Annotated in this window: 23 protein-coding genes; 5 read left to right on the top strand and 18 right to left on the bottom strand. The window is 44.2% G+C overall.

Annotated elements, in window-relative coordinates; all coding sequences use genetic code 11:
* Positions 1-342: 342 nt before the first annotated feature.
* The 11 genes from A3774_RS14050 to A3774_RS17210 form a co-directional block, all read right to left on the bottom strand.
* Positions 343-1,428, bottom strand: a complete 1,086-nt coding sequence (locus tag A3774_RS14050) for a HigA family addiction module antitoxin (protein ID WP_067868858.1) — start codon at positions 1,426-1,428, stop codon at positions 343-345.
* Positions 1,418-1,720 (bottom strand): type II toxin-antitoxin system RelE/ParE family toxin, encoded by a 303-nt coding sequence (locus A3774_RS14045; protein ID WP_067868879.1) that lies wholly within the window; start codon positions 1,718-1,720, stop codon positions 1,418-1,420. The genes A3774_RS14050 and A3774_RS14045 overlap by 11 nt, the downstream gene beginning before the upstream one ends.
* Positions 1,721-2,165: 445 nt before the next feature.
* Positions 2,166-2,897 (bottom strand): tRNA (guanosine(46)-N7)-methyltransferase TrmB, encoded by a 732-nt coding sequence (gene trmB / locus A3774_RS14040; RefSeq protein WP_067868855.1) that lies wholly within the window; start codon positions 2,895-2,897, stop codon positions 2,166-2,168.
* A 99-nt stretch (positions 2,898-2,996) separates the two neighbouring features.
* Complete coding sequence (locus tag A3774_RS14035) at positions 2,997-3,788, bottom strand: thiazole synthase (RefSeq protein WP_067868852.1); 792 nt, start codon at positions 3,786-3,788, stop codon at positions 2,997-2,999.
* 61 nt (positions 3,789-3,849) lie between these two features.
* Positions 3,850-4,050 (bottom strand): sulfur carrier protein ThiS, encoded by a 201-nt coding sequence (gene thiS / locus A3774_RS14030; protein WP_067868849.1) that lies wholly within the window; start codon positions 4,048-4,050, stop codon positions 3,850-3,852.
* 4 nt (positions 4,051-4,054) lie between these two features.
* Positions 4,055-4,435, bottom strand: coding sequence for a DUF423 domain-containing protein (locus A3774_RS14025; protein WP_067868845.1), 381 nt, complete (start codon positions 4,433-4,435; stop codon positions 4,055-4,057).
* A 128-nt stretch (positions 4,436-4,563) separates the two neighbouring features.
* The gene (rpoH, locus tag A3774_RS14020; protein ID WP_067868843.1) at positions 4,564-5,418 is read right to left on the bottom strand and encodes an RNA polymerase sigma factor RpoH; all 855 of its coding nucleotides are present in this window, start codon (positions 5,416-5,418) and stop codon (positions 4,564-4,566) included.
* 159 nt (positions 5,419-5,577) lie between these two features.
* Positions 5,578-6,615, bottom strand: coding sequence for a permease-like cell division protein FtsX (ftsX, locus tag A3774_RS14015; protein WP_067868841.1), 1,038 nt, complete (start codon positions 6,613-6,615; stop codon positions 5,578-5,580).
* A complete protein-coding gene (ftsE, locus tag A3774_RS14010; RefSeq protein WP_067868838.1) occupies positions 6,608-7,264 on the bottom strand; it encodes a cell division ATP-binding protein FtsE in 657 nt (218 codons plus the stop codon). The genes ftsX and ftsE overlap by 8 nt, the downstream gene beginning before the upstream one ends.
* Positions 7,265-7,312: 48 nt before the next feature.
* On the bottom strand, positions 7,313-8,617 hold the full coding sequence (gene ftsY / locus A3774_RS14005; RefSeq protein WP_067868835.1) for a signal recognition particle-docking protein FtsY: 1,305 nt from the start codon (positions 8,615-8,617) through the stop codon (positions 7,313-7,315).
* A 73-nt stretch (positions 8,618-8,690) separates the two neighbouring features.
* Entirely contained in the window at positions 8,691-8,825 is a 135-nt protein-coding gene (locus tag A3774_RS17210; RefSeq protein ID WP_269454622.1) for a hypothetical protein, read from the bottom strand.
* Between the two features lie 194 nt (positions 8,826-9,019).
* On the opposite strand from A3774_RS17210, the gene A3774_RS14000 reads away from it, so the two are divergent.
* Both A3774_RS14000 and rsmD read left to right on the top strand, forming a co-directional pair.
* On the top strand, positions 9,020-10,213 hold the full coding sequence (locus A3774_RS14000) for a peptidase M16 family protein (protein WP_067868832.1): 1,194 nt from the start codon (positions 9,020-9,022) through the stop codon (positions 10,211-10,213).
* 9 nt (positions 10,214-10,222) lie between these two features.
* Complete coding sequence (gene rsmD, locus A3774_RS13995) at positions 10,223-10,849, top strand: 16S rRNA (guanine(966)-N(2))-methyltransferase RsmD (protein ID WP_067868830.1); 627 nt, start codon at positions 10,223-10,225, stop codon at positions 10,847-10,849.
* A gap of 16 nt (positions 10,850-10,865) precedes the next feature.
* Here rsmD and A3774_RS13990 read toward each other — a convergent pair whose 3' ends face one another.
* Together A3774_RS13990 and A3774_RS13985 are read right to left on the bottom strand one after the other, a co-directional pair.
* Positions 10,866-11,489 carry a TetR family transcriptional regulator gene (locus A3774_RS13990; protein ID WP_067868828.1) on the bottom strand — a complete coding sequence of 208 codons (624 nt, stop codon included), beginning with the start codon at positions 11,487-11,489 and terminating at the stop codon, positions 10,866-10,868.
* A 111-nt stretch (positions 11,490-11,600) separates the two neighbouring features.
* Positions 11,601-12,857, bottom strand: coding sequence for a M48 family metallopeptidase (locus A3774_RS13985; protein WP_231867995.1), 1,257 nt, complete (start codon positions 12,855-12,857; stop codon positions 11,601-11,603).
* A 195-nt stretch (positions 12,858-13,052) separates the two neighbouring features.
* Between A3774_RS13985 and coaD the strand changes: the two genes are divergently transcribed.
* Positions 13,053-13,532, top strand: a complete 480-nt coding sequence (gene coaD / locus A3774_RS13980; RefSeq protein ID WP_067868826.1) for a pantetheine-phosphate adenylyltransferase — start codon at positions 13,053-13,055, stop codon at positions 13,530-13,532.
* Positions 13,533-13,560: 28 nt separating this feature from the next.
* Complete coding sequence (locus tag A3774_RS13975; RefSeq protein ID WP_067868824.1) at positions 13,561-13,806, top strand: YfhL family 4Fe-4S dicluster ferredoxin; 246 nt, start codon at positions 13,561-13,563, stop codon at positions 13,804-13,806.
* 70 nt (positions 13,807-13,876) lie between these two features.
* On the opposite strand, the gene A3774_RS13970 is transcribed toward A3774_RS13975, so the two are convergent.
* From A3774_RS13970 to A3774_RS13955, 4 genes are all read right to left on the bottom strand, one after another.
* A complete protein-coding gene (locus tag A3774_RS13970) occupies positions 13,877-18,811 on the bottom strand; it encodes a LamG domain-containing protein (RefSeq protein WP_067868822.1) in 4,935 nt (1,644 codons plus the stop codon).
* 89 nt (positions 18,812-18,900) lie between these two features.
* Positions 18,901-19,413: a DUF501 domain-containing protein gene (locus A3774_RS13965; protein WP_082792450.1), complete on the bottom strand. Its 513-nt coding sequence runs from the start codon at positions 19,411-19,413 to the stop codon at positions 18,901-18,903.
* Between the two features lie 68 nt (positions 19,414-19,481).
* The gene (gene recG / locus A3774_RS13960) at positions 19,482-21,560 is read right to left on the bottom strand and encodes an ATP-dependent DNA helicase RecG (protein WP_067868809.1); all 2,079 of its coding nucleotides are present in this window, start codon (positions 21,558-21,560) and stop codon (positions 19,482-19,484) included.
* Complete coding sequence (locus A3774_RS13955) at positions 21,557-22,462, bottom strand: hydrogen peroxide-inducible genes activator (protein ID WP_067868807.1); 906 nt, start codon at positions 22,460-22,462, stop codon at positions 21,557-21,559. The genes recG and A3774_RS13955 overlap by 4 nt, the downstream gene beginning before the upstream one ends.
* 47 nt (positions 22,463-22,509) lie before the next feature.
* Between A3774_RS13955 and A3774_RS13950 the strand changes: the two genes are divergently transcribed.
* Complete coding sequence (locus A3774_RS13950; RefSeq protein ID WP_067868805.1) at positions 22,510-23,361, top strand: SDR family oxidoreductase; 852 nt, start codon at positions 22,510-22,512, stop codon at positions 23,359-23,361.
* Positions 23,362-23,449: 88 nt separating this feature from the next.
* On the opposite strand, the gene ppk1 is transcribed toward A3774_RS13950, so the two are convergent.
* Positions 23,450-25,654, bottom strand: a complete 2,205-nt coding sequence (ppk1, locus tag A3774_RS13945) for a polyphosphate kinase 1 (protein ID WP_231867994.1) — start codon at positions 25,652-25,654, stop codon at positions 23,450-23,452.
* Positions 25,655-25,664 lie beyond the last annotated feature (10 nt).

Genomic DNA, 25,664 nt, shown 5'->3' with positions numbered 1-25,664 from the left:
AGAATTTAGCCCAGATCTAAACTGACAGACACCAGATAAAAAACGGGTAACTGTCAGATCAAGTCTGAGCTACTACATCTGAACATAAAGAGAACCAACAATCGGGGCTGTCCCTTCGTCAGGTACTTCCTTATAACGCACACTATTCTTAGTTTCTTTCTCGTACTCAAAAGTAACAACTTTTTTCGACATAGCTCTGTACCTAGCAAACGATTGATCGGCGTGATATTTTCTTAAAGAGGTGGAAAAAGCGAGACCTGCCCCTGTTGTGTTCTAATCGCCAAAAACACCCCTAAAAAACTCCCAACGTTACAAGCCTCTCTTCAATACCATGTTAAAGTGTTATTTCCACTTATACCTAGTTCTATGATGATGTTGTAAATGGCTTAGGTATTTATCGTGCTGAAGCCTGCCTGTGACTATACCCGGATGTATACCTATAGACTCAGCAAATATAGCTATGGAAGCCGGACCAAAATCAAACTTAGATACAAATTCATCATAAGAAAGTTTCGGAATTAATATTTCTTGAGCGAAATAGTCAGCATCCTCTTCCTGAACCTTGTAATCTTGACTGCTATTATTACCCCCTTCAATAAAAGTAATTCTCTTATTATGAAGTAATATATGACCCAGCTCGTGCATTAAACTAAACCAAAATATATCACTCCAACTTCCCCGCATAGACATCATTACCACCGGCTTATTCTTTCCATACCAAAACGTAGCACCAGTAACGTAAGTTCGGGGATAATGCGGAATAACAACCAATGCGACACCACAAACAGCCAATAGAGATTTCAAAGAACTCAGCATTTTCTTAGGGTCTGACTCTAAACTTAAAGCTCTTATATTTGCTATGTTATTTTTGAGAGTGTTCCTATCAAAATCAGCAACATCTTGCCAAGACGCCAATAAGTGCCCTGTTCTCAACCAAGCCGCAATTGCCTCTCTACTAATTGTTTCGTTCTCCCATAACCTAAAGGCGGGAGAATACTCTTTGACATTTTCAATATTAAATAAAGAAGATACCCCAAAAAATTTTTGGAGTTCTTTTACCTTTTCAATAGCATTACGAGTTTTCTTTACCAAGCCAAGCTTGCTCATTTCAAGATATGGGAATTTAGAAACAACCTCGATTTCTTGTTGAGCTTTAAGCATTTCTTGTTCTTTTGCGAGAACTAAACGATATCCAGATTCTAAATTATTCCAAAATTCAGCAGGCACATCTACAACTTGCTCTAGTTGAATAGCTGTCTCAGGCGTAATTGCTTTTTCACCCTTAATAATCTCATTAATAGCCTGTGGAGGTCTTCCCATTCTACGAGCTAGCTCAGCCTGACTAAGCTCTAGATCATCAAGTACCTCCTCCAAGTATTCACCTGGAGGAATGGCTAAATCAGACATATAACTTTGATCAGTCATCATAATGTTTACTCACATCTTCAATCATTGCGATATTTAGCTTATCGCCTTCTACCGTAAATATTAGCCGATAAAAACCTGTAAGGTTTACTGCGTATTGACCTTTCCGGTCACCTTTTAAAGGATGACAACGCAAACCAGGCAGTTTCATCACTGCATTTAGGTCTTTAGCCGCTTTAATCAAGTTAATACGTTGAATGTACTTACGGCCAACCTGGACACCGAACTCTTTATTCGCTTGGCCACTATTTCTGAAGCATTTTTCAAGTTTATTTGTTCTAAAATCTATTTCCAAAATAGGATACCTTTTGGGCAACCCTCCCAATGGCATTCACCCTTAGGGTGAATTTTACACTCAAAACAACCAGGGGTCGAGCAGGTTGCGCTTTAACATTTGCACATAAGAGGACCGTATCTCCCCAGTGTAAGCAAAAACGGGTGGCGATTAAAAAAGGAAGGAAAAACTAAGAGTTGAATCCCTATCTTCCGTGACAAAATAAGCATAGGTATTAGAAGTTGATATACACCTCAATAATAAAGGCTCTGTATATTTCCCTATGCCAGACATCCACCTGTCTGATCTGCTTATCTTTGTAACGCAGTCTGGATCGCAAAACAAGTACATAGCCTATGGCTTTAAAGATAACGCTAAGAGACAATCCAGACCTATTCGGCAATAAAAAAAGGCTGATGCACTGCATCAGCCTTTTTATTTTGGTCTGTCATAAAGCAAGAATAACTTAGCTGGTTTTCTCAAACATTAGGTCCCAAACTCCATGGCCTAAACGCTCTCCGCGCTTCTGGAATTTGGTCACCGGACGCCACTCTGGTTGAGGCGAGTACTGGCCCTCGCCAGCGGCATTAGCATAGCCGTCAGCGGCGCTCATCACCTCCATCATATGCTCCGCATAATTTTCCCAATCGGTCGCCATATGGAAGACTCCGCCTACTTTTAGCTTCTGGCGTAGGGTTTGTGCAAATTCAGGTTGTACGATACGGCGCTTATGATGACGCTTTTTATGCCAGGGGTCAGCAAAGAACAGTTGTATGCAGTCTAGGCTATTATCTGGGATACATTGGGCTAGGACTTCAATGGCATCCTCACAGAAGACACGGATATTGGTTAGGCCTTCCTTTTCCGCATTACTGAGTAAACGGCCAACACCTGGGCGGTGAACTTCAACACCTATGTAATTTTTTTCAGGCTGATCTTTGGCCATTTCAACCAATGAGTCGCCCATACCAAAACCGATCTCAAGAACTACAGGCGCTTCGCGACCAAACACTTGGTTAAAGTCCAGTAGGCCATTTTTCAGCTCTAGCCCCATGATTGGCCAGACATCATCCATCGCCTTCTGCTGCCCTTCGGTCATCCGACCCGCGCGTAGTACAAAGCTTTTAACCGTACGCATATGCTTTTCTTCAGCGGGATTTCCATCCTGCTGTTGTTCGACCTTATTCTCTTCTGACATCAACCTGACCTAAAAAGCAAAGCCTGATCTTTCGATCAGGCTAAAAAATATTCCGTAATTGAGCGTAACTGCTGTAGTCACTGCGGTAATGACAGCAGCCTAGCCAATAATAGTGCCATCCATTGGTGAAGATGCACTGGCATAGCGTTTACGTGGCATACGACCCGCAAGAAATGCTTCACGGCCCGCTTCAATGGCTTTACGCATAGCTGACGCCATTAAAACAGGATTACGGGCACCGGCAATAGCCGAGTTCATCAACACCGCATCACAACCCATCTCCATTGCCACAGCCGCTTCAGAAGCTGTACCTACACCAGCATCCACTAATACAGGCACTTTCGCGTCTTCCATAATGACGTTGATGTTATGCGGATTCAAAATTCCTAAGCCCGAACCAATCATAGAACCCAATGGCATGATAGCTACACAGCCAAGGCTCTCAAGTTCTTGTGCTACGATGGGATCATCGCTGGTATAAACCATCACTTTAAAACCATCTTGGACCAGCTTATCTGCTGCCTTAATGGTATCAACCACATTTGGGTAAAGCGTTTTCTGGTCACCTAAAACTTCAAGTTTTACTAGATCGTGGCCATTCATTAACTCACGCGCTAATTTACAGGTACGCACTGCGTCTTCGGCGTTAAAGCAGCCCGCGGTGTTAGGCAAAATTGTGTATTTATCCGGCGTGATAATATCCAGTAGATTTGGCTCATCTGGATTTTGTCCGATATTTGTACGTCTAACAGCTACAGTCACAATCTCGGCACCACTGGCCTCAATAGCGACACGGGTTTCTTCTAAATCTTTGTATTTACCAGTACCAATTAACAAACGTGAGTTGTAACTCTGCCCTGCGATAATCAATGGGTCATTCTGATGAGACATGATCTATATCCAAAAAAGTTGTAGTAATTATGAGTCGATTTTAGGCTTAAAACGATCGACCTCAACCTCCACCAATCGCATGGACAATTTCAACGCGATCCGCTTCTTTCAATACTGTTTCTGCATGTTCACTACGGGGAATGATTTCTAAATTAAGCTCAATAGCAATGCGTTTATCACCAAGCTCAAGCTGTGAAATCAGGCCAGTAAGGGTGATCTCATCCTGCACTTGCAGCATCTCACCATTTACCTGAATCTGCATTGATTTATCTCCTGTTCGAAATAATTGCTGTATAGCCGACGAGCGCCCACCCACATAAGAAAGCCACGCCACCTAATGGGGTTATCGCCCCAAGCACCTTAATGCCCGTCAACGCTAACAGATAAAGACTGCCGGAAAAAAGTAGGATCCCTAATGTAAATGCGATACCCGCCCATCCTAAATACTTACTGGATAAGTTCGCCGGAGCTGACGCAATAAATAGCAGTGCAAAAGTGTGATAAAACTGATATTCCACACCGGTTTGATAGACTGCATATAAGCTTGGCTCAAGCAGATCTTTTAAGCCATGCGCACCGAACGCTCCGCAGGCAACGGCAAAGAAACCGCTCATTGCCGAGATCATTAATATAAGTTTTTTTGACATTAGGAACCCAGATATATTAAAGATTATACCGAAATAGTTCATCCATGTAGCTAGGAGATCTGCACCAAACACTTAGATTGCAGGCACAAAAAAGCCGCTTTGCGCGGCTTTTTCTAAAATAGTCCTGGCTACGCTTCCATAGAGATGCGGATCTTCTTCATCGCATTCTTTTCTAACTGGCGGATACGTTCGGCTGAAACCTCATATTCCGCAGCTAACTCATGCAAAGTCGCCTTATCATCAGACAACCAACGACGCGCTAGAATATCTTTACTGCGCTCATCCAAATCAGACATGGCGCTCATCAAACGTCGCTGAGAGTCCTGCTCCCAGTTGCTATCTTCTACTTGCTGCGATGGATCTGCACTTTTATCTTCAAGGAAGTGCGCAGGCGCCCAAGCAGCCTGTTCATCATCAGCGCCTTCAGGCGCATCAAATGCCGTATCAACGGATGCCATGCGACCTTCCATTTGACGTACAACCTTAGCATCTACACCTAAATCTTCTGCGATAGAATTAACTTCATCCGTAGTCATCCAGCCTAAGCCTTTTTTCTTTGAACGAAGGTTAAAGAATAACTTACGCTGAGCTTTAGTGGTCGCTACTTTAACAATGCGCCAGTTACGCAGGATAAACTCATGCATTTCGGCTTTAACCCAATGCACAGCAAAAGAGACCAAACGCACGCCCATGGTAGGATCAAAGCGCTTAACGGCTTTCATCAATCCGACATTACCTTCCTGAATTAGATCCCCTAAAGGTAAACCATAACCAGAATAGGTTTTAGCAACGTGAACAACAAAGCGTAGGTGAGACATAACTAAACGGCGGGCCGCTTCTACGTCACCATCAAAATGCAAACGCTCACCCAAAGAACGCTCCTCTTCGGCGCTTAATACTGGTATAGCAGTCACAGACTGCATATATGCATCCAGATTACGTCCCGGAGAAAGTGTATCAATAACTTGTAAGCTAGTGCTCATTAATGACCTCGCATCATTTTTGCATCTTCTAAAGTTCGCAAATATGACTCAATTTATAGTACAAAAGTTCAATCTAATTTCCGTTACTAAGTATAACGGACCGGAAAATATAGCGAGGAAAAGGATAAAACGCAAATGTTACCGCTCGATGAAATCGATTTACTGGGGTTCTATCTCTCTCAAATGACGGCCAACCGCTAATCGCGCCCCAAACAAACCAAGCAGAACTCCAACACCAATCAAGGATAGACTATCCATAAAGCCTAAGCGTTGTAATTCAAAGTCTGTTTGATATAGCTCAATAAGTTGCCCTACTGGGGCACTAATCAAAAGAAAGCTAATCTCCACAAATATCCAAGCGATAAATGAGCCGATCAGCCCAAACCAAAAGCCTGTATAGATAAATGGCCGCTTAACCCAAGCATCTGTAGCGCCTACTAATTTAGCCACTTGAATTTCATCTTTACGACTTTCTATAGACAACCGAATTGTATTACCCACCACCAGCAAAACGGAAAGTGCTAATAAGGCGCCTAAGACCAATACTAAACGATTTGCCAAACGAACAAAGGAAGCTAAACGTTCAACCCACACCATATCAAGTACTGCGTCCTCCACCTCTGGAAGTGCGATAAGTTCTTGCTGAAGCGCGGCTAGGACAGACTTTTTGTTATCCAATGGCTGTACAACAACAACCGCTGGCAACGGATTTTTATCGAGGAACTCCAGCACATCCGAAAAGCCTGATATGCGCTGAAATTCATGCAGACCTTGTTCTTTAGTGACTAACTCAACCGCCGCTAAATCCGTTCGTAGTAACATTTTCTGACTAAAGCGTTCCGCTTCTTCTGCAGGCAGAGTCTTTTGTAAATAGAGAGATATGCGCGGATCGCCTTTCCATTCACCACTTAGCTGATTTATATTTTTTAGGCCAACAAACATTAAACCAGGAAGCGCCAAAGCGATAGCAAGCACCGCCAATGTCATAAAACTAGGCAGAGGAGTTAACCACAAGCGCTGCAATGATTGCTTTGCCGTACTTTTGTTATGACGAACCCAGCTTTTAAACTCTGCGACAAAATCAACCTTGTGCTTTGCTGCCCCTTTATGTGTAGGAGCAACAGTTCCGTCAACTGCGGGTTTTTCTGGTGGCCTCTGACGTTCCGCCCCTCGTTTAATCGGCTCACGGTTAGACATTAATCAATCTCCCTTGATCAAGGGTCAGCGTCCGATAGGCCATACGTGATACTAGAGCCAAATCATGGGTTGCGATTAAAACCGTAGTACCGTGGAGATTAAATTCCATAAACAGACGCATAATCTCTTCAGACAACGCAGGGTCTAAGTTACCTGTCGGCTCATCCGCTAATAGAACTTGAGGTTTATGCACAATCGCACGGGCAATACCTATACGCTGCTGCTCACCTGTGGATAAAGTAATAGGGTTGAGCTTTTCTTTATGCAATAAGCCCACTTTATCTAGTGCAGCCCTTACACGCTTTCCAATATCAGCATCTTCATACCCAGAAATATGTAGCGGCAAAGCGATATTTTCAAATACGCTCCGATCAAAAAGAAGTTGATGATTTTGAAAAACAACACCTATACGACGTCGATGATAGGGAATATCGTCATGGCTAAATTGAGCCAGATCTTGGCCGGCGACAGAAACATGCCCTCGACTAGCCCGCTCCATCAGCATAATTAACTTCAGTAACGTACTTTTCCCTGCACCCGAATGTCCGGTCAGAAAAGCCATCTCCCCTCGATTGAGACTAAAGCTAACATCACGAAGGGCATCATGCCCTTCAGGGTAGCGTTTGCAGACCTTATCAAACTTAATCATCGCTTACGGTTATGCCCAATCACGTGTATAAAAGTTAGCTAAACAGGGTTAATCAAACAAAGCGTCAACAAACTCTTGGGAGTTGAAGGGACGCAAATCATCAATCTGCTCACCAACACCGATAAAGCGAATCGGCAGATCCATCTGCTTAGCTATAGCAAAGATTACCCCACCTTTAGCTGTACCATCTAGCTTGGTCAGTGAGATACCTGTGACGCCGACGCTCTCTTTAAAAATCTTAGCTTGGCTCAGTGCGTTTTGGCCTGTACCGGCATCAAGTACTAACATAACTTCATGGGGCGCTTCCGGCGATAGCTTTTGCGTTACTCGCACAACCTTCTCAAGCTCTTGCATCAGGTTATCTTTGTTCTGTAGACGACCTGCCGTATCAGCGATCAAAATATCGATATTCTTCGCTTGTGCCGATTGTACTGCGTCATAGATAACCGAGGCAGAATCAGCTCCTGTATGTTGAGCTACGACGGGAACCTCATTACGTTCGCCCCACACCTGTAGCTGTTCTACCGCAGCAGCACGGAAAGTATCACCCGCAGCCAACATGACCGACTTACCTTCACTCTGGAACTTCTTAGCCAACTTACCGATGGTCGTCGTTTTACCGACACCGTTAACACCTACCATCAAAATAACATAAGGCTTTTGACTGCAATCAATCTGCAATGGTTGTTCTGATTGATGTAAAAGAGTTGATAACTCCTCTTTTAAGGCCGCCTGCAATGCTTGTGGATCGCCCAACTGCTTACGGGCAACCTTTTCTGTCAAACGACCAATAATATCGGAGGTTGCTTCAACCCCAACATCGGCCATTAACAGTAGGGTTTCAATCTCTTCAAGTAGATCATCATCGATCTCCTTAGCGCCTAAAAAGATGTTACCTAGCTGCTCAGTTAAGCTTGCTTTAGTTTTACTTAAACCCTTTTTGATTCGCGCAAAGAAGCCTTTTTTCTCCTCCACCTGATCTTCGCTTTTCAGGTCGACCTCTGCTTCTTTAGGTTCAGGTATTTCATCTATGATCGCATCAACTATCTCTTCTCTTTCAGCCGGCTCCTCAGAGAGCGTAGGCGTCTCTTTAAAAACTTCAGCGGCAATAGTTTCAGGAACGGTTTCCGGCTCAACGGTTTCTATTTCTGGTTCAACCTTTTCCGTAGCAACAGAATCTTGCTCATCTATAGCTTTTGCAACCGCTGGCTGCTCTGCTTGATTCTCTTTTAGCTCAGCGATCGGCTGCTGGCTCTCTTCAACTTTCTCAACTGAGTTATTTTCTACTTCACTATGTTCAACGGTTTCTTCAGCTGAAGAGCCTCCGAACATGGATTTCAGTTTTTTAAACATTTAACGTCCTCATGCTAAGGCGTTAGACAACCCCAACCTCAGCTTAAAAAATTCGATTATTGCCAATAGCAAATCAATCGGATGAATTGTCATCACGAAGATAACGATAGATACCCGCCAACACGACAACTGTAATAAAGGCACCGGCATAAGCGATGTAACTGGTATCCCAACCTTTATCAACAAACATCTCTTGTAAACTTAACATCCGCTATCCACTCTCAATTACCTTATAACAACTGAAAAATCAGCAGTTCATCGACAAAGTCTGGTATCTTATCACAGTAAATCGGCAGCATAACCCAGATCAGAGACCCAAGCGGTTCTATCTTTATGCTTAGGCCAAATTGGTTTAAGCCAAAGCGCCGTTATATGAACATTTAGTGCCTGAGAATCTTCAAGATGACAAACGAGTACCGCCCCATTTTCAATCGCAAATATCTTGTAGGCTTAGTATGGTTCAGCCTCATTGCCATTCTTATTCTTTCATCGATGGGACCCGGTGCGGTTAAGTATCACAGCATCGAAAACAACGACAGTAAAACCATCTATTGGATGGAACTGGACGACCAACCGATGCAGCTGGTTTTTCTTTTAGCTACTCAGCCAGCGCTCAATAATACTCAACAACAACTTCAGCAATTAAAAAGCTTAATTTTACAGCAACGTTTACGGTCTTTAGCCAGCCCCACCTATAGTTATAACGTCAATCCTAAGCAAGACCGTATCGAAGTTACTTTATCTTGGGCTAGCGGCCAACCATTACCAGAGCTCAACACTATATGGCAAACCCTAAATAAGCCGGTTGATAGTGTTCGCTGGAAGGAGCCGTTTACAAAAATTCAGGCACGTTACTATTTGGCTGATCAATCAGAAGAACAAAAATTGATTAACTATTTCTATCAACAACTCCAACCCAGTAATAATACTGCCGTACTCAGTCTGCTTAACGACGCCTATCTTGGGTTATTTGACGCACCTATATTTGCTATCAGTGGAGAGGATGCGGAGGATTATGTTGAGGTTATTGAGGAGCAACTGCCACACTCGCTACAATCACACCAAACCCAAAAAGCTCAAATTAATAGCGCCGCGCTGGTTCGCGAACAAAGCCTAGGCGATAGATTCCGTTTACTGCTTGGGCAATCTCTTCCTCCGCGAGCATCACAGGACTTTGTTACGCACCGCATTACCGCTCAAGTCGTGCAAGATCTACTGACCGAATACAAAGAACAACACAAACTAAACTTCCGCATTCTCTGGGCTTCCCTCAAGGATATAGGTTTTCAGGCGCTTATTTTTGAAGGCGATCAGAACCCCGAGCCTATTCTGCCTCAACTACAGCAACAGATTAATGAGGATTTAGTTGAGCAGAGTAAAAACCGACTCGCAGCAAACTGGCAAGAACGTATGCGTGACAATATGAACCAAGTCACCGCTTTGAGCTTAATCGCTTTTTATCAGCTGCCAACTGATACAATGGAAATCTATATTGATCAGATTCTAGATCAAGACGCGGATGATATTATTAAGCAGACACAGCAAGCACTGGATAGATCGCAACCTATTAGCCTTTTCCAATCACCAGTGCTTTAAGGACCATAAATGAGCCATAAAAACCCACCTCGTCGCAAACAAGGCAAACCATCTGCACCAAGCTCTCAGCTACGTATTATTGGTGGTGAATGGAGAGGACGTAAACTTGAGTTTTTAGCCATAGAAGGCTTACGCCCTACACCTGATCGTGTCAGAGAAACACTATTTAATTGGATACAAACGATTGTACCCGGCGCTCAATCTTTAGATCTGTTTAGCGGTAGTGGTGCTCTGGGCTTGGAGGCTCTCTCTCGAGGAGCGGAACGTACCACCTTTATAGAGAAAGATACGGCAGCCGCTCGTCAATTAAATAACAATCTACAGCGTTTAAAAGCTCAAAATGGAGAGGTTATTCAAGCTGATGTACTAGAATGGCTGGAGTCTCGACTACAAGATCAGGAAAGTCAGTATGACCTAATCTTTATGGACCCACCCTTTAGGAAAAACCTAATAGCTCCCTGCTGTGAACTACTGGAAAAGAGAAATTTGCTCCGCGACAACGCTTATATCTACATTGAAACCGAAGCAGAACTTATAGACCCCAACGTTCCAGCCCATTGGCATGAGCATCGTAAAAAAACGGCGGGGCAGGTTACTTACCGCCTATATCAACGAATCTCAGAATCTGAGATATAAGCATTTATTATTCTGCTTATATCTCCAAACCATATAAAAAGTGCTGAGTAAGATATTTAATTTGCTGCTTACTATCGACCAATCCAGATCCCGTATTACGAATACTTGTTGTAATACCCATAATCAAACCTAAAGCTGCGGCCGGTATAGGATCGCCTCCCCGTGAAGGCTTCTGAGCAATCCGCTTCTGCTTACGTGCTTTTTTAACAATTTTTGCTAATAGATGTAACCACTCTCGGTGTTCATCCCGAATCTTATCCGAGATTGCTTGTAGCTCAACTGTGTGAGCAACACCTTGATGGAAAACCTGCCAGATACGTGCAGGGCGCCCTTCGGCTAATATGAGCGCGCTCCACTGCGTGATAAATTCACCCAATGACTCTAACGCATCTTGTCGTGCCGATTGCAGCTGATCGATAAATATATCGTCTATAGGAAAACGACATTCATCATACAGCGCCTCAACAAGGTTGGTACGGTTTTTAAAATGCCAATAAAGCGCACCGTGAGTCAGCCCCGCCGCTGACGCAACATCCTTCAAGCTAGTATTAGAGATACCTCTCTCAGCAAATAAAGTTAATGCTGTATCCAAAAGCAACTGGCGTGTTTGTTCTGCTTCTTCTTTGGTCCTTCGTGACATATACCTTTAACTACCGTCCACTAAATCAGATACGCATTATATAGTAGTCACTACACTCAATAAGTTACAGAAAGATTAAGTCTCTTATAAAAACACTTATATAAAGTAAAATTAACGTGCAGCTTGCACATCGTCTAAATATAACTTGGCGCTGTATTTTTTAAGGTCATCAACATTAAGCGAGTTTGGCAGTGAAAACTTCGCTGTAAAAACTTGTCCTGGTTTTATATACCCGTTCACATGGGAAACATAACGCTCTATTTTTCCATTACGTTTTAGATACAACCCCATCACAACATTAGTTAAAGTAGGTCCATTAGCAGCATAGCGCCAACGGGTATCTAAAAGATGAGACCCCGCCTTACGCGTTGACTCAACCTTGAGAACAGACTCCACCGACTTAACAAAATTCGCTTGCTGAAGCTGACGTAACTCTTCACCTTTAGCTTGCTGATGCTGAACATATGCGCCTAGAGCAGTCGATAACAATGCTGTAACCCCACCCCCTTCACCTGCAGCAACTTCATTATTATTTTTTTGCCACAGCACATTATTATCTAGCAGGGCAGCAGCGCGTGGATTAATTTGATTCTTTTTGTAATAGGGCAGTACCTTTGTACCTACAGCTTTTGCTTCTTGATAACGTTCGGCATTCACAGGGTGATCATGGTGAAACAGCGCACGAGCATTCCCCTCCTGCGTATATTTACGCTGCCAAATACGGCTTGCAGCGAGAGGGTCATAACCCGCCAGCGCTGTATACAAAATACCAATACGGTCCGCTTCTCGCTCACTTTCATGGGTAAATGCAGCTTGATATCCACTACGGCCCGCAGAATTAGAACCAACCAAGGCACTAACCTGTGCATGTGTTTGACGCTCATAAACATGATTAGCCACAGTATGTGCTATCTCATGCCCCAGTACAGCGGCAAGCTCGGCATCATCTTTCAAATCCGTCATCAACTGCGAGTGAACAACAATATAAGTGCCACCTGTAGTAAATGCGTTAAATGAATTACGCTTAATTAGCAGCGGCTGCCAACGCTCTTGCTTCAGATGAGAGACTTGGTGAATACGGTCAAAGACACGAACAAGGCGCTGATATTGCGTCCGGCTAATTGCTGCATTGATCGGACGTTTATTTTTTTGCTCTTGTGCGATGATCTTTTCAACATAGGCATTTCCCTGCTCGATCTGCGCACTACGATTAGCCATACTCAAACTACGCCGCCCAGTAATGCGATCACGCTCACTAACAGACTCCGCCACTTGATATAAACCCTGATCAACTTTTTGCAAAGCTTGGCACCCTGATAAAGCGACCAATATCAGAGCAACAAAACCTATTCTCCATGACCGAATCACACTAATACCCCTAAAATACTTATAGTTATTTGTAATAATAAATTGTTTTTTTATAACCGATAGAGATCAACACATTCCATTATAGTATTTGTACAGCCCGAACAATTCGGATAATATGCCGCAATCGCAAACTTGCTATGTCACTAGAACTTGATTAGCGAGTTTTAAGTAGACAATAACTCCTGTGAACCATATATGAATATTGCTGTTTATCCAGGAACTTTTGACCCAATAACGAATGGCCATGCTGATATTATTCAACGTGCAGCCAAACTTTTCGATAAAGTCGTTGTCTCAGTTGCTGAAAGCCCCAAAAAACAACCCATGCTATCCTTAGAAACACGTGTAGCATTGGTTCGTGAAGTGACTGAACACCTTGATAACATCGTCATTGTAGGTTTTGATTGTCTATTAGCAGAACTACTTGAGCAACAGAACGCTAATATTATTTTGCGTGGGTTACGTGCAGTATCGGATTTTGAGTACGAGTTTCAACTTGCTGCGATGAACCGACATTTGACACCCAATGTAGAAAGTATTTTTTTAACACCGGCGGAACACTTATCTTTTGTTTCCTCCACGCTGATCCGTGAGATCTCAAGCTTGGGTGGAGATGTAAGTAAGTTTGTACACCCTTCGGTGGCAAAGGTCCTGAGTGAGCACCTGGACCATTAATTTATAGAGTGATAGTGAGGTAGCCACCATGGCATTGATCATTACTGACGAATGCATCAACTGTGATGTATGTGAGCCGGAATGCCCTAACGAGGCAATCTCTCCAGGTGATGAAATTTATGAGATTGAGCCTTCAAAATGTACTGAGTGTGTAGGTCATTACGACACACCACAGTGTGTTGAAGTTTGCCCAGTTGACTGTATCCCTAAAGATCCGGATCATGTTGAAACTGAAGCACAGCTAATGGAAAAGTACACTAAGCTTACCGGCTAATTGTATTTCCCTTGGTACAATAAAAAAGCAGGCCTAGCCTGCTTTTTTATTGTCTAAAGACCACCCAAGCTTACTGGTAACGCTCCTGCCAGAAGATCATACGATCACTGCCGCGTGCACGTCCAAACGTCACTATTGCATCCGGAAGGTTAGCATCATCGCCACTACCATCTTGATTCCAATCATAGCGTAACCAAGCATCAAGATTGACCACTGCGACAGGGAAAGATCCTGTATTATCATCGCCTCCAGTTCCAACGCCCGGCGCACTAAAGCCTAAATTAAATTCACCCGCGGTTGCCGCAGCATTAACACCTGTAATATTTAACGAGCCTATCGTACTACCATCGCCAACAGACACTGTTCGCTCGGCATCAGTCACTCCACTTAGAGTACTATCGAAAGCAATTGAGCTTAAAGGTATTACCGTACAACTGTCGTCAAGGCTAGTTACAAAAGCGCTACCATCCCAATATTGCACAGAGAAAGGTACCTCAAGATCTTCACTCTCAGGCCCATGAACTGATTGAATTTGCAGGCGGCCATAACGCAGAATTTGCTCTCCACCTATAGCGGCCGCTGAACAGTTACCATCGACAACGCAATCGTTATTATCTGCAGCATTCATTGTAAGTTCGCTCGTAGAGAACCCTCTAGTATCTCGCTCACTTGAAATACTTAGGCCTAGCTGAAGTTTATTAAACGGGCCATCTTCTAGCCCCGCCGCATCTGGATTTCGGCTAAAGAAGGTGCTTGTGCTATCAAAGGTATATTCACCCAATTGCCAATTATCACTATTAGAATAACCTCCCAGCCTCCCGCCTAAATCTATACCTAAATTATCATTTTCAGCTTCTGCTTGAATAGTTGCAGTCCCGCTGTATTCGTTATAATCATAATTTTGAGTAATCCGACGCTCATCACTCGCCGTACTATCAGTTACCCCTGCTGGCCGAGCCTCTATAGTGTACTTAAACTCAGCAAAAGGTTGCTGCATATAAGTAAATGAAGATGAGCAACTTGCCACAATACTATCACTAACAATCGCAAAGTGGTCGGGGTAGAAACGCCCAATCTTGACTGGCACACTGGTAACATCCCCGGCGATACTACCCAGATAATTAGCAAGGGATGCTTTTATATTGATACTACCCACTTCATCATATTGAAGAGTTCCGGTGACTGCCGTGCCACCTCGGGTTAAATATGACTCAAACGTTAGAGGAGTCTCACCTGTTAAATTACCTTCTATACCACTCGCCGGTGTAAAAGAATCAACACTTAACTCAACATCGCCAGCGAAATTAGGCGTCACGTCATTACCTACAGTGACATCCACACCTGCATCAGGCACACCATTTTGATCTGTGTCGTAAGCCGTTTGGTAAAGATAGGCATTAACAGTGACATCGAAATCGCTTCCAGCAGAGGTAAAGCCAGAACCTGAAGTCTCATCACCTTGTGGATTATCTACTGAACCGGCCTGAATAGAAGAAAACCCAAAGGCAAAAGGTCTAACGATAAACGAGTTACTACTGCCCGCAATTGTCGCTGTACCGCTCCCTCCGGTCACCTCTACCTCGGCTTGCGCAAACAGCTGAATTTGCCCAGCATCTCTATAATCAAAAACGATTTCACCCTCACCGGCAGCATTGAAATCAACAGCAGAAGTAACATAAGTTGGAGTTCCTGCTAGATCAACACCAGGCGCAGGAGTCCCATTACCGTTCACAAACAAGGCATCATCAGCAGCGCACGTATTGGGCGATATGCATTGGTAACCAAATCCAACATTAATGCCCGATCCGGGCTTCAATGCCGTGCATCTACCCGTGTCAGGGTCAGTCTGAATCGCTTTAATTGTTACAACTTGGGCGTTCGGCGCGATATTATTCAGCTTACCGGCAATCTGAATATCGATCCCATCCAACACTCCATCGGCATAAAACTTAAATGCGGCGTCAGCATACTCAATATCGGGATCAGTAATATCTCCGTCACGATCCGTTGCCGAGCCATCATCCACATCGATATCAAGCACTCCAACGGAGGTACGTATCAACTGAACCGTAGTCGCCATGGATGTGCCATCAAAGGTGTAGGTTGCTGGGCTAAAGGTATTGGCTACATTAGCACCAGAAACTAATTCACTCGATAAGCTAATCGTGGTGCCACTTTCAGGCGCAATACTTTGTCCTGTTTCATCTTTAGCTGTAATGGTTACAGTCGCCGCTTCACAGGTAAGAGCAGGTGAGCTATGGCTGATCTCGTAGTAGGAGACTGCCGAAGCGCACTCTTCTCGAAGAGTACCATTCCAGTTTTTACCCGCAACTTGATTGGCATAGATATCGCTGACATCACTATCGGCTAATACATCTTCAAAAATAATAACTTCATCCAACTGACCTTCGAAGTAAACGGGCGTCCCTTGGGTATTCTCCATACGTCCGATGGATGAAAAGCCATTACCAATATCACCCGTAGAGCTTGTTCCGCTTTTATCCAACGCTCCGTCGATGTAAATTTTATATTCACCCGACACTGCCTCTCGTGTTAAAACCACATGGTGCCAATCATCATCATTGATCACTGCATTAGACTTGGTCGTCCCGTAATCATCTCCCACGGTCAACCCTATATGCCCTGATGCATCGATCCACCCCCAAAAGATATCATCAGCACCACCGTTTTCCTCTATACCTGCCACTCCCGGTGCTCGCCAAGCTACATTATTTCCAACTTGAGTGGTTTTAATCCAAAAGCTCAAACTCGCAGTCGTCTGTAACTGCGACAGATCAGTAGCCGATAAATAATCCGCAATACCATCGAAATCACCCGCCCGACAAATAGCTCCAGAGGAAATTGTATCAGCATTTTGAGCCACTCCGTGGTTATCATTACTACTACTATCTTCAACTTCGTCAGCGGTTCCATTCCAACCACTTTCATCAAAATGCCAATCGGCTAACGCAACACAACCGGACCGCAAAGAACCATCATAGTTTTTGCCTGCATTTTGATTAGTGTAGATAGTAGATATATCTGCGTTGCTTAATACAGAATCAAAGATAAGTATTTCATCCACATCACCATGTGCAGAATTGGCACCTGCACCCGCAATATAACTACCACGATTATCACCTACATAAAGCGATAGCAGTTCACCAATATCCTGATTTGATGGAATACTGCTGTTTATCTCCTGTACCCCATTTACAAATAGCTGCATTTGCTGGTTGTTCATATCCCATGTTACAACAAGGTGCACCCAATCAGATGAACCATAGCTAAATGTATTTGAGGAGAAGAAGCGATAATCAGCGTCCGAGGCATTTTCCAAACCAAACCTTAAACGGCTATTTGTCTCTTCTGTTAAGAAAAAATACTTATTGTTTGGATTCGCTGTTGCAGCACTAAGTAATACTTTACGACCATCTGAACCCCATGTGGTAGAAGACCGGTACCAAAAGCTGATCGTCCCTGTATTACCTACCTGGTCATCAATGTCGATTGTGGTATCAATCGCATACTGTTCAGCGGTTGATGTATTTTGGCCGATAGTCCCTGCTCGGCAGATCTTACCGTCAAAAATACTGCTGACATTTCCGCTACCAGTATCAACAATAGAGCCGTTATTACTGCCCACATTATCTAATATTTCACCACTGGCACCGCTCCAACTCCCTTCATCTAAACGATATTCTGCTAATGGCGTCGGTAATACACTAATGCAGGTTACTGGTTCGCGGGCACTGCCGTCGGCATTTAAACCATTACCTTCGTTCATATAGATTTGGCTAGCATGAGAGGCATCTAACTCAGCAGCATAAATTTTAAATTCATCCATATAACCATCAAAAGCTTGGCTGCTACTGAAACTCCCGCCAAAGGCGTCTTGCTCTTGTCCTATCACAACCGCCGAAGCATTATTGATCGAAATCTGTCCTGCACTACCTGAGGTGTGGCAACCCGCGAGCCCGCCATCGACATAGAGGCACATTCCATTGCCGCTACGGGTTACGAGTAAATGATGCCAACTGTCATCGGTCAGTGTAGTGCCAGCGTTGATTGTCGTACCGCTATCTCCTACGTTCAGCCTCACTTGAGTACTATTAACGAGATAGATCTCAATCTCATCATCACTGGTAGAACTTCCTAAGGCATGAAAAATCTCTTGCTGAGATTTAGAAACGGCGGTTTTAATCCAAATAGAGAAACTAAAGTCATTTAACCCGTTTACTGCGCTTTGCGGCACAGTAATCCAATCAAGCGTGCCGGTTTCACTAAGATCCAAGCCTCTGTTGATAACTTTTTCGCTGCTCAGGCTGTCTGTATTATTAGCCGTTCCATCATAAAACCCAGCGCTATCGGTTACACCCGTTGCCAGTGAACAGTCATCAAACTGATACTCTAAACGCGGGCTAGGCAGAGCTATTGACGTGGTTTCTAACTCAATTTTCACATAACCGGTATAGTGTGTAGCGCTTTGATTATTATTCTGTTTCCGCCCACGGTTAACCGATAATATTTCAATTTCTCCATTATCGATGTAATTAGAGATATTAGAAGAGACCGATCCAGTCAACGTATCAAGACTTGAGCTTCTGCTACTATCAAGCCGCTCGAAACTACCATTAAAATTACGGATATAGAGTCGAGCACCCCGCTGATCATTACTCGAATGATCACCCAGCCCGACCCATGTAGCGGCAATGGAATTAATATCGGCTGCATCTTCATTGATCGAAAATCGATACAACATTTTCGGATAATGGCGGCGAGTAGAGGCGCTATAACTGGCACTTGAACCGTTCTGAGTATTTATATTGGAGTCAGTAAAGCTGCTTAGATCACTAGTCGCAGTAAGCGTTGTATTACTACCTCGTAAAGAGGTGTGATTACCAGAACTAAAATCATAAGTAACCGTAGCCGCGTTAAGATGCAGTGATAAACCAAAGAGTACTAAAAAACACCCACACATGCTGCGCATAGTCCGGCTAAGCATTTAAAACTCCTGTGTAATTAACGACAACGGCCCCTTGAGTATAAACAAGAAGTTAGCAACTTTCCGTAGATAAGATTTCTACTGGTCATTTAACGTGTTACTTGTAGGGAGGCAAGATCAAAGCGCTGATCTAATATTCGTCCAATCACGGAGCCTTCAGCCAGATGATAGGCATACTGCATATGCAGGCAGCGGATTTTGTCCCACTGGGAGATACCGCCGATCCCATACTGTTGATAGAGATGAGTAAAACCTAAATGATCAATTCGTGATTTTTGATCATCAGTTACGGTGGACCAGCGCAGATCCACATAACGTTGCTGATCGGCAAGGTGCTCAGAAAGAAGAGCTTCATCTTCCAGCAACTCCTGCTCCAACTGCTTTACAGTTCCTGAAGTCTCAATCTCCGCTATCGCTTGGTAGATATCTTTACTCGATAACCAAAATAGAGTCGGAAACGGCTTATCATCAACTAAAGCCTCCATCTGTAAAACGAGGGGAACACCCTGCTCATTCTGTACGGCAATTCCTGCTAAACCTCGTGGTGTACGCCCTAGTTGCTGGCATATAAGTTCTAATTGCTGTTCTGTCGGTTTAATCAAAGCACTTCTCATTATCAATGGAATATCACAACTATCTATCAGCAAAAGCTTATTGATATTTGGGATAATTATACGTTGCCATAATCCTCACCCCGACCCAACCAGCGCTGGACCAGAGATTCAGAACTGTCAGGCCAATCTTGCATTTGAGAGGCTAAGGCTTTGACCCGCACTAACAGGTCAGAATCCCGTTGTAGATCCGCCATTTTAAACTGCATTACGCCTGTCTGTCTTGTTCCTAAAACTTCACCGGGGCCACGCAATTCAAGGTCTTTCTCGGCAATACGAAAACCGTCGGTAGTTTCCCGCATCACACTTAACCGCTCACGCCCCTGATTAGAAAGTGGCGCATGGTACATCAACACACAATGGCTCTCTACCGAGCCTCGCCCTACACGTCCTCGTAGCTGATGGAGCTGAGCTAAACCAAGCCGCTCGGGGTTTTCAATAATCATCACGCTAGCATTAGGTACATCCACACCCACTTCAATCACCGTAGTGGCCACCAGCAAATCTAACTCAGCCGCTTTAAACTGACGCATAATTTCTGCTTTTTCTGCCGGCTTCATACGACCATGCACTAAGCCCACTCTTAGTTCGGATAAAGTTTCTTTTAACGTTTCAGCTGTGACCTCTGCTGCTTGACATTGTAAAGCTTCAGATTCTTCGATCAGCGTACACACCCAATAAACCTGACGCTTTTCTTTGCAGGCATTCCTCACCCGCTGAATAACCTCTTCGCGGCGGTTATCAGCAATTACCACTGTATTAACAGGTGTTCGACCGGGTGGTAATTCATCAATAATTGAGCAATCTAAATCTGCGTAAGCGCTCATTGTTAAGGTTCGCGGAATAGGTGTCGCCGTCATAATTAACTGATGAGGCGCCAATTCACCATTGCGCCCCTTCTCCCGCAAAGATAAACGTTGATGCACGCCAAAACGATGCTGTTCATCAATCACGATCAATCCTAAGTCAGAAAACACCACCTCTTCCTGAAAAAGCGCATGGGTACCTACAACCACCCGTGCCTCACCGCTACGGATTAACTCAAGCTGTTCTTTCCGCCCTTTACCTTTGAGCTTTCCCGCTAACCAAGCGACCTTAACCCCTAAAGGTTCTAGCCATTGGCTAAAATTCAAAAAATGCTGTTCCGCAAGGATCTCAGTTGGAGCCATGACCGCAGCTTGAAGCCCACTCTCGACGGACTGAATAGCCGCGAGAGCCGCCACAACCGTTTTACCTGAACCTACATCCCCTTGAACCAAACGCAGCATAGGGAAGGCTTGAGAGAGGTCAGCAGCGACTTCGTCACTCACTCGAGCTTGAGCCCCCGTCAGCGGAAAAGGTAACTGGTGTAGAAACTTATCTTTCAGCTCACCACTGCCCGGTAACTCTGGTGCGCCTTTTTGACGAGTTTTTTGACGTAGCTTCAACAGCGATAGGTGGTGGGCTAGCAGCTCCTCAAACGCCAAACGTCTCTGCGCTGGATGCATACCTTCTAATAAAAGTTGTTTTTCTGCATCAACCGGAGGTCGATGTAGAAAGGCAACGGCGCTATCCAACCCCGGAAACTGCCAACCTTGCCTTAACGATTCGGGGACAAGTTCTTGTAAAGCGCCCTGTTCAAGATAGCCTAACGCCTGTTCAGTTAAGGCTCTTAAACGTCCTTGATGAAGTCCTTCAGTCGTGGGATAGACCGGCGTAAGGTGTTCTTCCACTGGCACAAGGTCAGCAGGATCAACCTTTTTATATTCAGGGTGAACAATCTCTAAACCATTCGCACCAGTACGTGCCTCACCAAAACAGCGGATCCGTACCCCCGGTTTAAGGTTATTCTTCTGTGCCGCAGAGAAATGAAAAAAGCGTAGGGTCAGCATACCTGTCCCATCTTGAATCCGACAAAGCAAACTACGGCGGCGCCCTTTGCTCACATCAGCAAGCTTTACCTCACCCTCAATAACACATTCATCTCCCGGCCTTAAAGCACCTATAGGCACAATATGCGTTCGATCTTGGTATCGTAAAGGCAGGTGAAAAAGGAGATCCTGCAAGGTACGAATACCTAAGTTATGGAGCTTAATTTCTAGTGCAGCTCCTACACCTTTAAGCTCGCTAACCGGTATATCGGCTAGAGATGTCGTCATCGTTTACTCGCAGGGTTAAAACTACCAATCGCCTCAATCAATACATCGATTGCTTGTGGCCGAGGGTAGCTCGCACGCCATGCTACCCCAACAGTTCGCTGCGGCACGGGATCTTTAAAGGGACGCGTAACAACAAGATCAGAAGCAGCGGGGCCATAAACAGCTGACTGGGGTAATACTGAACACCCCAACCCTGACCCCACCATCATACGTATTGTCTCAAGTGAACTTCCCTCGGTGATGGTATGTTGATCATGCATGGTTTGCGAAAGCGTTGGGCAGGATTCCAATACTTGATCGCGAAAACAGTGTCCTTCACCCAGCAATAACAAAGGTGTTTGTGGCAGCTCTTCACTATTAATCGTTTTATATTGAGCCCAAGGGTGGGTCTTTGGCATCAACATTTCAAAATCTTCATCATATAAAGGGCGTGTAAGGATATCCGGCTCACTAAAAGGCAAAGCAACAATAATCGCATCTAGCTCACCATTACGAATCTTCAAACGCAGGCTTTCTGTGAAGTTTTCTTCGATATACAGCGGCATATTCGGTGCTAACTTCTGCACTTCTGATACAAGATGTGGAAATAGATAAGGTCCAATCGTATAAATTGCTCCGACCCTTAACGGGCTTTTTAATTGATCTTTTCCTTCCAGCGCCAAGTCTTTGATTGTATCAGCCTGCTCTAGAACACGTTGCGCCTGCTGGACAACTTTCTCACCTACTGGCGTCAAACGGACTGAGTTTTTACTCCGTTCAAATAGAGGGACACCGAGTTCCTCTTCTAATTTTTTGACCGCGATAGATAAGGTGGGCTGGCTGACAAAGCATTTTTCTGCAGCGTGGCCAAAATGCTGTTCTCGGGCCAACGTCACAATATATCGCAGTTCTGTTAGAGTCATTCAGCGTTATCCTTTGCTATGATGCCATTTGGTTAATTGGAGGCCTTATGCAACTGAATACACAACAACACACTATTCTGATCGCAGGTTGTGGCGATGTAGGTTCAACCTTAGGTCAGTTATTAACTACTCAAGGAAAAAAAGTCATTGGCCTGAGACGTAATATAAACCAGCTTCCGCAAGGCATCCAAGGAATAAGCGCAGATCTATCACAATTTGATGATCTGAAAGCAAAGTTACAAGATATTCATTGCGATATTGTCGTTTATGCGGCCTCTGCACCTAGCTTTACCCCTGAAGATTATCAACAAACTTATGTGGATGGCCTAAAAAATATTATTAACAGCCTAGACGCTCCACCTAAACATCTATTTTTTACCTCTAGCTCAGGTGCCTACCACCAAAATGATCACAGCTGGGTTGATGAACAAAGTCCTTGTTTACCTTCTACGTTTAGTGGGCAGATAATGTTAGAAGCGGAAGAAACAGCGTTAAGTACAGAATACCCAGCGACGGTGGTACGCTTTACTGGAATTTATGGACCGGGGCGTAATCACTTATTAAATCGAGTAAGACGAGGCGATGCGGCTCCAAATTCCCCTATACAATTTACAAATAGAATTCATCGTGATGACTGTGCTGGCGTGCTTGCACACTTAATCACAAAAGCCTTAGCTGGCGAACCCTTGGAGACTATTTATCTCGCCACCGATGACACTCCGGCCACAATGTATGATGTAACCCATTGGATGGCTCAGCGACTCAATACCAAGATAACCTCTGAGTCTGCAACCCGACGAGCCGGTAGTAAACGTTGCAGCAACCGACGTTTAAAAGAGAGTGGCTACATCTTTAAATACCCCAACTATAAAGAAGGTTACACCGCTTTATTAAAATAGGGATAATTAAGATCACTTAAATCTGGTAAGAATAAAAAAGCCCAACACTTAGGTTGGGCTTGTTATTACTCTAAAACTACAGCTCTCTTTATCGAGCAAACTCTTCCAATAATGTCTGCTGTGCAGAGAAAACCTCTTCATTCTCACCTGGCTGATTTTGCAGATAACTACCATCTGCCTGCAATTCCCAGCTTTGACAGTTATCTTTCATATAGTAATCAAGTTCGCGTTTTAAGCGTTCTGCATGCTTGCCAAATACTTGGAAGCCGGTTTCCACACGATTAAGCATGTTACGCTCCATCCAATCGGCACTTGCACAGAATACTTCTGGTTTACCGTTATTACCAAAATAATAGACCCGAGTATGTTCAAGGAATCGTCCAATAATGGAACGTACATGAATATTATCGGATAAGCCTTCGATGCCCGGACGTAAGCGACACATACCACGAATAATTAGATCAACTTTAACACCCGCAGCCGAGGCTTCATAAAGCGCTCGAATCATTTTAGGCTCAGTTAAGCCGTTAACTTTAACCATAATATGACCTGGCTTTCCTGATTTAGCTAAACGGGCTTCATTACGAATCAGCTCGATCATTTTTGCATGCAATGTAAAGGGTGCGTTATACAGTTTTTTAAGCTTCTGTATCTTACCCATACCCGTTAGCTGCTGAAAGACTTTATGTACGTCTTCACCCACCTCTTGATCGGCAGTTAAATAACTATAATCGGTATAAAGGCGAGCTGTTCCCGAGTGATAATTACCTGTACCTAAATGGGAGTAACGTACTAGCTTTTGTCCCTCTTCACGGATAATAAGCACCGCTTTCGCATGGCACTTGTAACCCACTACACCGTACACAACGAGACAGCCGGCTTCTTGCAGGCGTGCCGCTAAATGCAGATTACTCTCCTCATCAAAGCGAGCTCTCAACTCGATTACAACTGTCACCTCTTTACCTGACCGAGCAGCTTCAACTAGAGCATTAACAATATCGGATTTAACACCCGTACGGTAAAGCGTTTGTTTGATAGCAACAACATCTGAATCTTTAGCCGCTTGACGTAGTAAATCGACCACTGGCGTAAACGATTGGAATGGGTGCATTAACAGTTGGTCGCCAGATTTCAATGCATCAAAAACATTATCACCTTTAAGTTTACCAGGCACACCCGGTGAGAATGGCTTCCAACGAAGGTCATTACGCTCAACTAAATCTCGAACAGCCATTAGACGCGTCAGGTTCACCGGGCCATTAACACGGTAGGTCTGAGACTCATCAAGCTTGTATTCTTTTTGCAGAAACTCAATTAATTTTTCTGGTGTACGCTGATCAACCTCTAGTCGTACAGCATCACCATATTTACGCGAATGAAGTTCACCACGTAAGGTGTTTGCTAGATCTTCCACCTCTTCTATATCAAATGACATATCAGCATTTCGGGTGATACGGAACTGAAAACAGCCTTCGACTTTCATACCAGGAAACAGCTCATCTGCGAATTCATGGATAATAGAAGACAGGAAGATCAGGTTATCCCCACCATCACACAACTCATCAGGCAGGCGAATTAAGCGCGGCAGGGAACGAGGCGCAGGAATAATAGCCATGCCCGTTTCACGACCAAAGGCATCTTTTCCATCAAGCTCAACGATAAAGTTTAGGCTTTTATTAACAAGACGAGGAAATGGGTGTGATGGATCAAGTCCTACGGGACTAATCACCGGTACCACTTTCTCTTGGAAATAAGCTTCAACCCAAGCCCGTTGCTCTTTTGTCCATAAGTGACGACGGATAAAATGGATATTCTCCTTTTCCATCTCCAAAAAGAGCATATCGTTTAAAATTCGATATTGACGATCAACAACCAAATGACAGATATCACTAATACGATCTAACACTGTATTAGGGTGCATCGCATCAGGCCCTACTGCTTCTCGGCCATATTTCAGCTGTTTCATCTGCTCAGCAACACGAATCTCAAAAAATTCATCAAGGTTGCTAGAGAAGATTAACAGAAACATCAAACGTTCAAGCAGAGGGTGCTGTTCATCCAGCGCCTGTTCGAGCACTCGAATATTAAATTGAAGATGGCTAAGTTCGCGGTTGATATATAGTTCTGGCGCTTTTAGGTCTACCGGTGTTTCCTCAACCTCTTGCTCTGTAATCGCTACATTTTCACGGCTTTCAAGCAGTGCGGCCGCAGCTTCACTGTGCTCAAACGCAGCAGCAACCTCACTTTGTGTTAGCGCAGCTTCTGCTTTTTTTTGTCCAACTGTATCAACCATACAAACTCAG

This window comes from Neptuniibacter marinus (assembly GCF_001597725.1).
Classification (GTDB): Bacteria; Pseudomonadota; Gammaproteobacteria; order Pseudomonadales; family Balneatricaceae; genus Neptuniibacter; species Neptuniibacter marinus.
Note: the sequence above shows the minus strand (reverse complement) of the source record. Positions and strands in the feature narration are given on the sequence as shown.